The following is a 12,401-nucleotide window of genomic DNA, read 5'->3' as shown; positions in this document are numbered from 1 at the left end:
CATGGACATTCTTTTCATCGCCGATCCGCTCAGCCATTTCAAGATCTACAAAGACACGACCTACGCGATGATGGCCGAAGCGGCGCGGCGCGGTCACACGGTGCACACCTGCGAGCCGAAGCATCTGGCGTGGACGGGCGGCGATGTCGAGGCGAACGTGGAGCGCATTGCGATCGTCGGCGATACCACGGATCTGCGTCGTGATGTCTGGTTCGCCGCCGATGCCGCCACGCCGCGCGCGCTCGCGAGCTTCGGCGCGGTCGTGATGCGTAAGGACCCGCCGTTCGACATGGAATACGTGACGTCGACATGGCTGCTCGAACTGGCCGAACGTGGCGGCGCGCGCATCTTCAACAAACCGCAGGCGATCCGCGATCATTCGGAGAAGCTCGCAATCGGCGAGTTCGCGCAGTTCGTCGCGCCGACGCTGGTCACGCGCGACCCGGCGCGTCTGCGCGCGTTCCACGAACAGCACGGCGACGTGATCCTGAAGCCGCTCGACGGCATGGGTGGCATGGGCGTATTCCGCGTGAAGGCGGACGGCATGAACCTCGGCTCGATCGTCGAAATGCTGAGCCACGACGGCGCGCGCTCGGTGATGGCGCAGAAATTCATCCCCGAGATCAAGGAAGGCGACAAGCGCATCCTGCTGATCGGCGGCGAAGCGGTGCCGTACTCGCTCGCGCGCATTCCTCAGGGTAATGAGGTGCGCGGCAATCTGGCGGCCGGCGGACTGGGCGTCGCGCGGCCGCTCAGCGAGCAGGATCGCAAGATCGCCGATACGCTCGCGCCGGTGCTGGCGGCGCGCGGCCTGCTGCTGGTCGGACTCGATGCGATCGGCGACTGGCTCACCGAAGTCAACGTCACGAGCCCGACGTGCTTCCGCGAGATCATGGACCAGACCGGCTTCGACGTCGCCGCGATGTTCGTCGACGCGCTGGAGCGCGCGGTCGGCTGACGCGTGGCGCGCCGACGCAGCGGCCTTGATTGGCCGGCGGCACCCCCAATCTGTGTAGTAAATCCGCATCAGGCGTGCCGTCGGAATTGGCGCGAAAATGAGGCTGCTACAATGCCCGCTCGCCCGACGATGCATTCCCGCCCTCGCGACCCACGGCCGGTCCGGGGCGATGGCGATCCGGGCTCGAGTCCCGGTCCACGGTTTTGGGGCCGTTCTTTTGCAGTAAGGCTGACATGGCAGGCATTCTGATCATTGCGCACGCTCCATTCGCCACCGCGTTGCGCGATTGCGTTTCCCACATCTATGGCGGTTTGCCGGCGCGTATCGGCGTGATCGACGTGTCGCCGGATTGCGATCCTGCGCAGGTCGTCGCGTTCGCGAATTCGGAAGTCGTGCGGCTGAAGGAAGAGAACGGCGCGCTCGTGCTGACCGACATGTTCGGCGCGACGCCGGCCAACATCGCGGGCCGGCTCGCCACCGTGCCGGACGTGCGTGTGCTGTGCGGCGTCAATTTGCCGATGCTGGTGCGCGCGGTCTGCTATCGCGCGACGCCGCTCGACACGCTCGTCGACAAGGCGCTCGCCGGCGCGACCAAGGGCGTGCACGCGATCGGACCGGCGATGCCGACACCGGTCACGCCGCCAGCGTGCGCTGCCGAGTGCCTGCCGGCGCTGCCGCCTGACGCGGCGGCCGCCGACTGTGTTCCCGCTTTGCCGGCCGATGCCGATCTGACGCAAAAGACCGACGCGACCGGCCTGTAAGCCGGGCTGGTTCGCAGGCAAGCTTCGACGGATTCAAGCGGTTTCACAACGGTGCCGATCGCATTGAAGCCGCTTTGCAGTAACACTTTTCACCATTTCATTCACCCGCGCTTCGGACCATCACATGCTGCAACAGGAAACGACAATTGTGAACAAGCTGGGGCTGCACGCGCGCGCGTCGGCCAAGTTGACGCAACTCGCGGGCAACTACCAGGCGGAAATCTGGATGAGCCGCAATGGCCGTCGTATCAACGCGAAGAGCATCATGGGCGTGATGATGCTGGCCGCGGGCATCGGCAGTACCGTGCTGATCGAAACGGAAGGCACCGACGAACAGGACGCGATGGACGCGCTCCTGAAACTGATCGCCGATAAATTTGGCGAAGGTCAATAAAGCCGCGCGTTTTGCGTTCGACAAACCCGAAAATGCCGCGGCTCAGTCCGCGGTTTTTTTTTCGTGCGCCGACATCTGAATATCAGAAGAGGCGCGCTGTTAATCGAGACTAAAGGGATCTAGAAGCGGCGCGAAAGCCATCGGGAAGAGTGCTAAGGCGACATGCGTTTTCAATGTTTAAACCATATGTTTTGCGCGACGGGTATAAAGCTTCGCCGGGTACGAGGGCACCGCATTGCGATAATCCGTGCTGCGCTGCACACACCGCTGACTTACTTCAAAAAGGCGCGGAATTTATAATGCCCAGTACAGTCTGAGAGCATTGCAGCGGTTTGCCGCGGCATTACACAACTAGAGGAGGTGCGCGTGTCATTCACGCTGCATGGAATTCCCGTGTCACGCGGTATCGCCATCGGGCGGGCCTATCTGATCGCCCCGGCAGCACTCGACGTAGACCACTATCTGATCGAACCGCTCCAGATCGAAGGGGAGGTCGGGCGTTTTCGCGCGGCTCAGCAACGCGTGCATGAAGAACTCAACGTATTGCGCGCCGATCTTGCCGCGGATGCCCCGAGCGAAATGGGCGCGTTCATCGACGTTCACACGATGATCCTGAACGACGTCATGCTCGTTCAGGAAACCATCGACCTGATCCGCACGCGCCGCTACAACGTGGAATGGGCGCTGACCGAACAGCTCGAAAGACTGTCGCGCCATTTCGACACTATCGAAGACGAATACCTGCGCGAGCGCAAGGCCGATATCGAGCAGGTCGTCGAGCGCGTGCTGAAGGCGCTCGCGGGCGCGCCGGGCATCGTCGGCAACGTGCATGGCGCGTGCGACGAGATGATCGTGGTCGCGCACGACATCGCGCCGGCCGACATGATGCAGTTCAAGACGCAGACGTTTCAGGGCTTCGTCACCGATCTCGGGGGGCGCACGTCGCATACCGCGATCGTCGCGCGCAGCCTCGGCATTCCGGCCGCGGTTGGCGTGCAGCATGCGAGCGCGCTGATCCGCCAGGACGATCTGATCATCGTCGATGGCGACCACGGCATCGTGATCGTCGATCCCGCGCCGATCGTGCTCGAGGAATACTCGTACCGGCAAAGCGAGAAGGAACTCGAGCAGCGCAAGCTGCAACGGCTCAAGTTCTCGCCGACGCAAACGCTGTGCGGCACGCGCATCGAACTGTGCGCGAACATCGAGTTGCCGGACGACGCGCGCGCGGCGGTCGAATCGGGCGCGACCGGCGTGGGTCTGTTCCGCACCGAGTTTCTGTTCATGAATCACAAGCACCGGATGCCCGAAGAGGAGGCGCAGTTCAGCGCGTATCGTCGCGCGGTCGAACTGATGAACGGCTTGCCGGTCACGATCCGCACGATCGACGTCGGCGCCGACAAGCCGCTCGATTCGATGGGCGGCGACGGCTACGAGACCGCCGCGAATCCGGCGCTCGGTTTGCGCGCGATTCGCTGGAGCCTGTCCGAGCCGCAGATGTTCCTCACGCAGTTGCGCGCGATCCTGCGCGCGTCGGCGTTCGGCAGGGTGAAGATCCTGATCCCGATGCTCGCGCACGCGCGCAGGAAATTGACCAGACGCTCGATCTGATCCGCGAAGCGAAGCGTCAACTCGACGACGCGGGTATCGCTTACGATCCGAACGTGCAGGTGGGCGCGATGATCGAGATCCCGGCGGCCGCGATCGCGTTGCCGCTGTTTCTGAAGCGGCTCGATTTCCTGTCGATCGGCACCAACGATCTGATTCAGTACACGCTCGCGATCGATCGCGCGGACAACGCGGTCGCGCATCTGTACGACCCGCTGCATCCGGCCGTGCTGCATCTGATCGCGTTTACGCTGCGCGAGGCGAAACGCGCGGGCGTGCCCGTGTCGGTGTGCGGTGAGATGGCGGGCGATCCGGCGTTGACGCGTCTATTGCTCGGCATGGGTCTGACCGAATTTTCGATGCATCCGAGCCAACTCCTCGAAGTCAAGCAGGAGGTGCTGCGCTCGCATCTGAAGACGCTCGAAAAACCCGTTGCCGACGTGCTGGCTTCGTTCGAGCCGGAGGAGGTGCAGGCGGCGCTCAAGCGGGTCGCGCTGGTTTGATCTGACGCGCATCGTTGTGCCTCGTTGAACGAAAAAACGCCGCACATGTGCGGCGTTTTGCTATTTCGGCGTCACGCGAACGGGCAGTGCAGAACCGCCTCAAGAGCCGTGCGCGTGGCCGCACACCGGACAATCCGGCTGACGTCCGATGCGCATCGTGTTCCACTCCATCCGCAGCGAATCGAGCATCGTCAGGCGGCCCACGAGCGGCGTGCCGATTGCGCCGATCACCTTCAGCGCTTCGGCAGCCTGCATCGAGCCGATGATGCCGACCGTCGGCGCGAACACGCCCATCGTAGAGCATGCGACTTCTTCGAACGGCTGGTCTTCGGGAAACACGCACGCGTAGCACGGCGACGCTTCATCGCGGAAATCGAAAGTGCTGATCTGGCCGTCGAAGCGCAGCGCCGCGCCCGACACGAGCGGCACGCGATGCTTGACGCACGCGCGGTTGATCGCGTGACGCGTCGCGAAGTTGTCGGTGCAATCGAGCACGACACTCGCGTGCGGCACCTCGCGGTCGAGCCACGCATCGTCGACGCGCTCGGCCACCGCGTTGACGACGACCTCGGGATTGATCTGGGCGAGCATGTCGCGCCCGGACTCGACCTTCCTACGTCCAACCGACGCGCTCACGTGCAGGATCTGCCGCTGCAGATTGGTCAGGTCGACGGTATCGGCATCGACGAGCGTCAGACGGCCGACGCCCGCCGCCGCAAGATACAGCGCGGCTGGCGAACCGAGCCCGCCCGCGCCGACGATGATCGCGTGGGCGTCGATAAAACGCTGCTGCGCCTCGATGCCGATTTCATCGACGAGGATGTGGCGGGAGTAGCGAAGGAGTTGATCGTCATTCATGGCGGGGCGCGTGGGATGTGTCGCTATGTCGCTGTGTCGCTGTGTCGCGCAAGGAGAGGCAGGCCGAGGGGCCGCCGCGCGCATTCGTGGCTGATATTTTAATCGCGCGGGGAGTGTGGCTGTTGCGGCTTGCCGTGATGCGCCACCGGTTAGGCGGGGGCTTTCGCTGAAACTGTTGTGGCGTGTCTTCGCAGACGATCGTGCTGCGAAGACACGTGGGGGTTCGCTCCCTTTGCCAGTTTACTTGCCAGCAGGAGCCGGTGCCGAAGCCGGCGCCGGTCCCGATGCGCCCGGCACCGGTTGCGTCGGCTTCACCGCGACCGGCGCGGAGGCCGACGTGCCCGGCTTGTTCTGCGCGAGACGGCGCTCCATCAGCGACTTCGATTCCTGAACCGGCTTGCCTTCGAGCTTGTCGACCGCCTGTTGCAGCATGAAGTCGTCGGCCGAACCGAACTCGACCGGCTTGCGGTCACGCTCCTTCTGGCGCTGTTCCGGCGTCTTCTTGTCGTTCTGCTCTTCGAGCTGACGCAACTGGTCCATGCGCTCCTGCTCGCGTTGCTCCGCTTCCTTCTTCTCGTTCGGATCCTGCGTGTTCGCAAGGTGATTCGAGTAGTCGACTTCGCGGGTCACGAGCGCGTCGTCCGGATCGCCGTCCGCGTATTGGTCGACAGGAAGGTCGGGGCGGATGCCCTTGTTCTGGATCGAACGGCCGCTCGGCGTGTAGTAATACGCGGTGGTCAGGCGCAGGGCGGTGTCGGCCGTCATGGGGCGCACGGTTTGCACCGAACCCTTGCCGAACGTGGTCTTGCCGAGAATCAGCGCGCGGTGCTGATCCTGCAGCGCGCCCGCGACGATTTCCGACGCCGACGCCGAATACGCGTTGGTCAGCACGATCATCGGCACGGTCTTGAAGATGGCCGGGACGTCCTTGAGGGGATCGCTGTCGAACGATTGCAGACGGTAGTTATCGTAGGTGTCGCGATAGATCTGCTTCGAATCCGGAATCTGACCGTTGGTCGACACCACCACCGAATTCGGCGGCAGGAACGCGCCCGCGACGCCGACCGCGCTTTGCAGCAGGCCGCCGCCATTGTTGCGCAGGTCGAGGATGAGACCCTTCAGGTTCGGCTCCTGGCGCGCGAGATCTTGCAGCTTGGCCGCGAGGTCAGGCGTGGTGCGTTCCTGGAAGCTCGTGATGCGCACGTACGCGAAGCCCGGCGCAACGATCTTGCCCTTCACCGACTGCACCTTGATGATCGCGCGCGTGACGGTGAGCGGGAACGTGCGCTCATCGGTCTTGCGGAAGATGGTCAGCGTGACCTTGGTGCCCGGGTCGCCGCGCATCTGCTTGACCGCCTGATCGAGCGTCATGCCGCGCACGGGCTTGTCGTTGATGCGCGTGATCAGGTCGCCCGGACGGATGCCGGCGCGGAACGCGGGCGTGTCTTCGATTGGCGAAATCACCTTGATCAGCCCGTCTTCCGACGAAATTTCGATGCCGAGGCCCGCGAAGCGGCCCTTGGTCTGCTCCTGCAGCTCTTGGTAGTCGGTCTTGTCGAGGTACGACGAGTGCGGGTCGAGGCTCGACACCATGCCCTTGATCGCGGCGGTGAGCAGCTTCTTGTCGTCGACCGGTTCGACGTATTCGTGCTTGATCTGCCCGAACACTTCGGCGAAGAGCCTGAGCTGGTCTAGCGGCAGCGGGGCGACCGCGGCGCTAGCGGGTTGCTGGGCCGAGGCGGAGTATTGCAGGGTGGCAAAGACACCGGTAGCAAGGCCCGCGGCAATCAGGCCGATATTTTTCAGGTTCTTTCGCATAGAGTCTGTTGCGGTCGGAAGCGCGTGGCAGCGTCGATAAAGATTGGACGGACAAGTATAACTGCACACCCGCCTGCTCAGGGCGCGGTGCAGGCAATCGTGCTTCGACAGTACGGGAAGGTCCTGGTTCTTGCGACCCGGCCCGCGGATGGCGAGCCGTACGACATGGCACTCGGCGGGTCGGGACTGAGAGTTGCCGCGCAAGGCCAGCGGATGCGGTCGCCGCTACGGTGAACCCTGCAGCGGGCCTCTGAATCTGACCGCCGGGCGCAATACAGAATTTCTTGCCGGCCCGGTTGTCCGCGTGCGGCCCCGCGCGTTTTCGTGGCGTGGGGCCGCGCCCGGAAATGCCGGATCAGCCCGCCTTGCCCTGGCTCGCGACCGCGGCTTGCGCCTTGGCGATCGCGTCCTGGTCGCCGAGATAGTAGTGCTTGATCGGTTTCAGGTTCTCGTCGAGTTCATAGACGAGTGGCACGCCGTTCGGGATGTTGAGGCCGACGATGTCGCTGTCCGAGATGTTGTCGAGGTACTTGACCAGCGCGCGGATCGAGTTGCCGTGCGCGGCGATCAGGATGCTGCGCCCCGACTTGATGGCGGGCGCAATCGACTCGTTCCACAGCGGCAACACGCGCGCGACCGTGTCTTTCAGGCACTCGGTCAGCGGCAGCTGCTCGCGCGGCACCCTGGCGTAGCGCGGATCGGTGTACGGCGCGCGCTCGTCGGTGGGCTCGAGCGCGGGCGGCGGCGTATCGTAGCTGCGGCGCCAGACCAGCACCTGCTCGTCACCGAACTTCGCGGCGGTTTCGGCCTTGTTCAGACCCGACAGCGCGCCGTAGTGGCGTTCGTTCAGGCGCCACGAATGCACGACGGGCAGGTACATCAGATCCATCTGGTCCTGCACATGCCACAGCGTGCGGATCGCGCGCTTGAGCACCGACGTGTAGGCGATGTCGAACGTATAGCCCGATTCCTTGAGCAGCACGCCCGCCTGCTGCGCCTCGAGGTTGCCCTGCTCGGTGAGGTCGACGTCGACCCAGCCGGTGAAGCGGTTTTCCTTGTTCCAAGTCGATTCGCCGTGGCGGATGAGAACGAGTTTGTACATGAGAGTTGCCGGTCGGTAGTGAGGAAGCGGTCTCGCGCTGTGCGGCGCCTCGGGCGGCGCATCGCCATCGCGTCAAACGGTTATTTTATAATGCTCGGGTTGGCCCTTTCGATTTCTCTCTTTCCGGCGGATCTTCCGTGAAGTTTTTCACCGAATACACAAACCTTGTCCTGATCGCAATCGTCCTTATCTCTGGTGGGTTGCTGCTGTGGCCGACCATCAGTCGGCGTGGACGTGGCGGCCTGTCGGCCGCTGAAGCCACCCAACTGATCAACCGGCGCAACGCGGCGGTCATCGATCTGCGGCCGTCCGCCGATTACGCCAAGGGGCACCTGCCCGCGGCACGGCATTTCGAATTCGCAGAGTTGCAGGCGAAAGTGACGCAACTCGCGAAGAACAAGAGCAACCCGGTGCTGCTGGTGTGCCAGACCGGCCAGCAATCGAACAAGGCCGCGCGTATCGTGCAGGAAGCGGGATACGCGGAAGTCCATGTTCTCGAGGGCGGCGTCGACGCCTGGCAGAAAGCCGGTATGCCGGTTGTGAAACAAGGAGCAGCCAAGTGAACAAAGTGATCATGTACAGCACCCAGGTGTGCCCGTATTGCCAGATGGCCGAACGTCTTTTAAAGTCGCGCGGCGTCGAGCTCGTTGAGAAAGTACTGATCGACAAGGACCCGGCCCGTCGTGAGGAGATGATGACCCGGACCGGTCGCCGCACGGTGCCGCAGGTGTTCATCGGCGAGACGCATGTGGGCGGCTACGATGACCTTTCCGCGCTCGATCGCGCGGGCGGTCTGACGCCGCTGCTCGAAGCAGCCTGAGTTCGCGCGTTTCGCGCCGCGCGAGCGGGCGGACCACTCGATAAGCCGGCGCACGCGCTCCTCGTGGAGCCGGCGAGCCGGCGCAATAATCTGGCGGCCCATGCGTGCATCGGCCGCCGCCACGCACACCTATCAGGAATCACATCATGTCCGACGAGAATAACCAGCCGTTCTTCAACATCCAGCGCATCTATCTGAAGGACATGTCGCTCGAGCAGCCGAATTCGCCGGGCATCTTCCTCGAGCAGGAAATGCCGTCGGTCGAAGTCGAAGTCGACGTGAAGGCCGAGCGCCTCGCCGAATCCGTGTTTGAAATTCTCGTGACGGGCACGGTCACGGCCAAAGTGTCGGACAAGGTCGCGTTCCTGATCGAAGCTAAACAGGCCGGCATTTTTGACATTCGCAACATTCCTGCCGAGCAGATCGATCCGCTCGTCGGGATTGCCTGCCCGACCATCCTGTTCCCGTACCTGCGCTCGAACATCGCCGATGCGATCACCCGCGCCGGCTTCCCGCCGATCCACCTCGCCGAGATCAACTTCCAGGCGCTGTACGAGCAGCGTCTCGCTCAGATGAGCGCGGCCCAGCAGGACGGCGCGGCGCAAAAAGGCGTCACGCATTAAGGCGCCGCGCGCAGTGCCGGCTATGAAAATCGCCGTTCTCGGCGCTGGCGCCTGGGGCACCGCCCTCGCCGGCCATCTGGCCGTAAGGCACGACACGGTGTTGTGGGCGCGCGAGTCCGCGCTCATCGCCGAGCTTTCCACTTCGCATGAAAACGCCCGCTATCTGGCGGGCGTCGCGTTGCCGCCCGCGCTTCGCTACGAAGCGGATCTCGGCGTGGCGCTCGATCACGCGCTCGACGATGACGCGCTATGCGTGGTCGCGACGCCCGTGGCTGGCCTACGCGGTCTGTTACGGGCGATGCGCGATGCGCGCACGGTGCCTGCGCATATCGTGTGGCTGTGCAAGGGGTTCGAAGCGGATTCGCAGTTGTTGCCGCATCAGGCGGTCGCGGCGGAATTGCCCGAGCATGCGAGCAACGGCGTGTTGTCCGGACCGAGCTTCGCGCGCGAAGTCGGGCAGGGGCTGCCGGTTGCGTTGACGATCGCGAGCTCGTCGGCGGCGTGCCGCGAACGCACGGTCGCGGCGTTCCATCACGGCGCGATGCGAATCTATACCGGCGACGACGTCGTCGGCGTCGAAGTGGGCGGCGCGGTGAAAAACGTGCTCGCCATCGCCACGGGCATCGCCGATGGCCTCGGCCTCGGCCTCAATGCACGCGCGGCGCTGATCACCCGCGGCCTCGCCGAAATGTCGCGGCTTGGCGTGACGCTCGGTGGGCGCGCGGAAACCTTTACCGGGTTGACCGGCCTCGGTGATCTGATTCTGACTGCTACCGGCGATCTGTCGCGCAACCGCACGGTGGGCCTGCAACTCGCCACGGGCCGCACACTCGGCGACATCCTCGGCGGTCTTGGTCACGTGGCCGAAGGCGTGCGCTGCGCGCAGGCGGTACTCTCGATCGCACGTGCTCATGCAATCGAAATGCCGATCACGCAGGCGGTCTGCGCGGTGCTGTTCGACGGCGTGGCGCCGCGCGATGCGGTTAGCGCGTTACTGCGGCGCGACTCGAAGGCGGAATAAAGCCTTTTCTCTCAGCCGTTTAGCGGAAATTCGCGTTGAACGGCTGCCTCGCCCGGTTGTCCACTTCGTTAACGAGACTCGGGTCAGCGAGGTTGCCATGCCCACCTTCAATCTCAGTCGAGGCACGTGCACGCTCGAAGCGCGCGTGGTAGATATCACGACGCTCGCCGTCGATGCGATCGTCAATGCCGCGAATACTTCGCTGCTCGGTGGCGGCGGTGTCGATGGCGCGATTCATCGCGCGGCCGGCAAGGAGTTGCTGCGCGAATGCGAAACGCTCGGCGGCTGCGCGACCGGCGACGCCAAAATCACCGCCGGCTATCGTCTGCCCGCGAAGCATGTGATTCATGCGGTCGGTCCAGTGTGGCGTGGCGGCGCGCATGGCGAAGCCGACCTGCTCGCATCGTGCTATCAGCGCTCACTCGAAGTCGCGCGCGAAACTCAGTGCACGAGCATCGCGTTTCCAGCGATCAGCTGCGGTATCTACCGTTTCCCCGCCGACGATGCGGTCAGCATCGCGGTCGCGACCGTACTCGACACGTTGCCGCGCACACCACACATGAAGCACGTGACGTTCGCGTGCTTCGACGACGCGATGTTCGCACGCTACGAGGCCGAGCTCGAACGCCGTCAGGCGCCGCCTTCGAAGCCGGCCTGACGCCACGCTTCGAACACCACGATCGCCACCGTATTCGACAGATTCAGACTTCGATTGCCGGGACGCATCGGCAGACGCACGCGCTGTTCGTTTGCAAAGCGCTCGAGCACTGTGCCGGGCAGGCCGCGCGTTTCGGCGCCGAACACGAACCAGTCGCCCGGTTGAAACGCGTGGTCGTGAAAGCGCCCGGAGCCGCGGGTCGTGAATGCGAACATGCGCGACGCGTCGGGCGTTTCTTTCGCGATGAACGCGTCCCAATCGGCATGCACGTTCATTTCCGCGTACTCGTGATAGTCGAGGCCGGCGCGCCGCATCTTGGTGTCGTCGAGAGGGAAGCCGAGCGGCTCGATCAGGTGCAGCCGGGCGCCGGTGTTCGCGCACAGGCGAATCACATTGCCGGTGTTGGGCGGAATTTCGGGTTCTACGAGAACGACGTTGAACATAAGAAGACCACGTAAAAGCTAGTTTTTCGGAGTGCGCAGCGCGACGAAGTTCGTAACCCGCCGCGCGCCGGCGGCCTTCAGCGTATGCGCGAGCGCTTCGAGCGTCGCGCCGCTCGTCATCACATCGTCGACGATGCCGACGTGCAGGCCGCGCACTGGGCGCGCGACGCGAAACGCGCGGCCGACGTTCTGCCGGCGCGCATCCAGATCGAGGCGCGATTGCGGCGCGGTGTCGAGCGTTCGTTCGAGCAGCGTCGGGTCGCTGCGCACACCGAGCGCCCGGGCGAGCGGCCGCGCGATCTGCCAGGCCTGGTTGTAGCCGCGCTCGACCAGACGGCGACCGGCGAGCGGCACTGGCGCTATCACGTCGGGCCGCTCGGCCGCGTCGCGCCAATTGGCTTCAGCGAGCCGCGCGAGGCGTTGCGCGAAGTCTCGCGCGAGCATCAGCCGGGCACGGAACTTCAGGCCGACCGCGAGCGTATCGAGCGGCGCGCGATAGTCGGCGAGCGCGAAGCTCGCGTCGAACGGCGGCGGCTCGGCCACGCAATCCGCGCAGCGATACCGCGCCTGCGCGACCCAGCGTGACGCCGGCAACGGCACCGCGCAAACGGTGCAGCGCAGCCGGCTCTCATTCCAGTAGGCCGCGTCGCAACCGTCGCACAACGTCTTATGCGACAAATTGCCGCACAGCGCGCACAGATTCGGCAGCGCGGCGTTCAAGGCCCGCGGCCATGCCGAATGCAGACCGCGCGCAAAACGCGACATCTGATTTCGACACGACGAAGAAAATGACTGGAATCGCACGAATGAGCGCCGGTGAAAGCCGTTCTCGCT

General features: G+C 64.3%; 13 protein-coding genes and 1 pseudogene. 9 read left to right on the top strand and 5 right to left on the bottom strand.

The features are described from left to right. The first annotated feature begins 1 nt into the window (after position 1). The 4 genes and pseudogenes from gshB to ptsP all read left to right on the top strand — a co-directional run bounded on the left by gshB (position 2) and on the right by ptsP (position 4,224). Positions 2-958, top strand: coding sequence for a glutathione synthase (gshB, locus tag OKW45_RS30975; protein ID WP_429472825.1), 957 nt, complete (start codon positions 2-4; stop codon positions 956-958). A gap of 233 nt (positions 959-1,191) precedes the next feature. Further along, positions 1,192-1,719 carry a PTS sugar transporter subunit IIA gene (locus OKW45_RS30970; RefSeq protein ID WP_018419291.1) on the top strand — a complete coding sequence of 176 codons (528 nt, stop codon included), beginning with the start codon at positions 1,192-1,194 and terminating at the stop codon, positions 1,717-1,719. Between the two features lie 124 nt (positions 1,720-1,843). After that, on the top strand, positions 1,844-2,113 hold the full coding sequence (locus tag OKW45_RS30965) for an HPr family phosphocarrier protein (RefSeq protein ID WP_018419292.1): 270 nt from the start codon (positions 1,844-1,846) through the stop codon (positions 2,111-2,113). A gap of 366 nt (positions 2,114-2,479) precedes the next feature. Beyond that, positions 2,480-4,224 (top strand): annotated as a pseudogene (ptsP, locus tag OKW45_RS30960) (phosphoenolpyruvate--protein phosphotransferase). 99 nt (positions 4,225-4,323) lie between these two features. Here the strand turns inward: ptsP and OKW45_RS30955 are convergent. The 3 genes from OKW45_RS30955 to gpmA form a co-directional block, all read right to left on the bottom strand. Further along, positions 4,324-5,082, bottom strand: coding sequence for a HesA/MoeB/ThiF family protein (locus OKW45_RS30955; RefSeq protein WP_018419294.1), 759 nt, complete (start codon positions 5,080-5,082; stop codon positions 4,324-4,326). 240 nt (positions 5,083-5,322) lie between these two features. Further along, positions 5,323-6,900: a S41 family peptidase gene (locus tag OKW45_RS30950; protein ID WP_018419295.1), complete on the bottom strand. Its 1,578-nt coding sequence runs from the start codon at positions 6,898-6,900 to the stop codon at positions 5,323-5,325. A gap of 355 nt (positions 6,901-7,255) precedes the next feature. Further along, on the bottom strand, positions 7,256-8,002 hold the full coding sequence (gene gpmA / locus OKW45_RS30945) for a 2,3-diphosphoglycerate-dependent phosphoglycerate mutase (RefSeq protein WP_429472824.1): 747 nt from the start codon (positions 8,000-8,002) through the stop codon (positions 7,256-7,258). A 137-nt stretch (positions 8,003-8,139) separates the two neighbouring features. Here gpmA and OKW45_RS30940 point away from each other — a divergent pair, with 137 nt between their 5' ends. The 5 genes from OKW45_RS30940 to OKW45_RS30920 all read left to right on the top strand — a co-directional run bounded on the left by OKW45_RS30940 (position 8,140) and on the right by OKW45_RS30920 (position 11,124). Beyond that, a complete protein-coding gene (locus OKW45_RS30940; protein ID WP_018419297.1) occupies positions 8,140-8,565 on the top strand; it encodes a rhodanese-like domain-containing protein in 426 nt (141 codons plus the stop codon). Further along, on the top strand, positions 8,562-8,822 hold the full coding sequence (gene grxC, locus OKW45_RS30935; RefSeq protein ID WP_018419298.1) for a glutaredoxin 3: 261 nt from the start codon (positions 8,562-8,564) through the stop codon (positions 8,820-8,822). The genes OKW45_RS30940 and grxC overlap by 4 nt, the downstream gene beginning before the upstream one ends. Positions 8,823-8,968: 146 nt before the next feature. Further along, the gene (secB, locus tag OKW45_RS30930) at positions 8,969-9,445 is read left to right on the top strand and encodes a protein-export chaperone SecB (RefSeq protein ID WP_018419299.1); all 477 of its coding nucleotides are present in this window, start codon (positions 8,969-8,971) and stop codon (positions 9,443-9,445) included. A gap of 22 nt (positions 9,446-9,467) precedes the next feature. Further along, positions 9,468-10,466 (top strand): NAD(P)H-dependent glycerol-3-phosphate dehydrogenase, encoded by a 999-nt coding sequence (locus OKW45_RS30925; RefSeq protein ID WP_429472823.1) that lies wholly within the window; start codon positions 9,468-9,470, stop codon positions 10,464-10,466. Between the two features lie 97 nt (positions 10,467-10,563). After that, positions 10,564-11,124, top strand: a complete 561-nt coding sequence (locus tag OKW45_RS30920) for an O-acetyl-ADP-ribose deacetylase (protein WP_018419301.1) — start codon at positions 10,564-10,566, stop codon at positions 11,122-11,124. Here OKW45_RS30920 and trmL read toward each other — a convergent pair. After that, a complete protein-coding gene (gene trmL / locus OKW45_RS30915) occupies positions 11,097-11,567 on the bottom strand; it encodes a tRNA (uridine(34)/cytosine(34)/5-carboxymethylaminomethyluridine(34)-2'-O)-methyltransferase TrmL (RefSeq protein ID WP_090802877.1) in 471 nt (156 codons plus the stop codon). The genes OKW45_RS30920 and trmL overlap by 28 nt on opposite strands. 18 nt (positions 11,568-11,585) lie before the next feature. After that, positions 11,586-12,332: a phosphoribosyltransferase family protein gene (locus OKW45_RS30910; RefSeq protein ID WP_429472822.1), complete on the bottom strand. Its 747-nt coding sequence runs from the start codon at positions 12,330-12,332 to the stop codon at positions 11,586-11,588. Between the last annotated feature and the right edge of the window lie 69 nt (positions 12,333-12,401).

Origin of the sequence: Paraburkholderia lebeckiae (genome assembly GCF_050436225.1) — a bacterium.
GTDB lineage: Bacteria > Pseudomonadota > Gammaproteobacteria > Burkholderiales > Burkholderiaceae > Paraburkholderia > Paraburkholderia tuberum.
Note: the sequence above shows the minus strand (reverse complement) of the source record. Positions and strands in the feature narration are given on the sequence as shown.

What these genes read in the sequence shown, in the direction of transcription:
- OKW45_RS30910 (WP_429472822.1), bottom strand. Translation starts at nt 12,332, where the DNA reads ATGTCGCGTTTTGCGCGCGGTCTGCATTCGGCATGGCCGCGGGCCTTG.
- OKW45_RS30970 (WP_018419291.1), top strand. Translation starts at nt 1,192, where the DNA reads ATGGCAGGCATTCTGATCATTGCGCACGCTCCATTCGCCACCGCGTTG.
- secB (WP_018419299.1), top strand. Translation starts at nt 8,969, where the DNA reads ATGTCCGACGAGAATAACCAGCCGTTCTTCAACATCCAGCGCATCTAT.
- gpmA (WP_429472824.1), bottom strand. Translation starts at nt 8,002, where the DNA reads ATGTACAAACTCGTTCTCATCCGCCACGGCGAATCGACTTGGAACAAG.
- OKW45_RS30920 (WP_018419301.1), top strand. Translation starts at nt 10,564, where the DNA reads ATGCCCACCTTCAATCTCAGTCGAGGCACGTGCACGCTCGAAGCGCGC.
- OKW45_RS30955 (WP_018419294.1), bottom strand. Translation starts at nt 5,082, where the DNA reads ATGAATGACGATCAACTCCTTCGCTACTCCCGCCACATCCTCGTCGAT.
- OKW45_RS30925 (WP_429472823.1), top strand. Translation starts at nt 9,468, where the DNA reads ATGAAAATCGCCGTTCTCGGCGCTGGCGCCTGGGGCACCGCCCTCGCC.
- OKW45_RS30965 (WP_018419292.1), top strand. Translation starts at nt 1,844, where the DNA reads ATGCTGCAACAGGAAACGACAATTGTGAACAAGCTGGGGCTGCACGCG.
- OKW45_RS30950 (WP_018419295.1), bottom strand. Translation starts at nt 6,900, where the DNA reads ATGCGAAAGAACCTGAAAAATATCGGCCTGATTGCCGCGGGCCTTGCT.
- gshB (WP_429472825.1), top strand. Translation starts at nt 2, where the DNA reads ATGGACATTCTTTTCATCGCCGATCCGCTCAGCCATTTCAAGATCTAC.
- trmL (WP_090802877.1), bottom strand. Translation starts at nt 11,567, where the DNA reads ATGTTCAACGTCGTTCTCGTAGAACCCGAAATTCCGCCCAACACCGGC.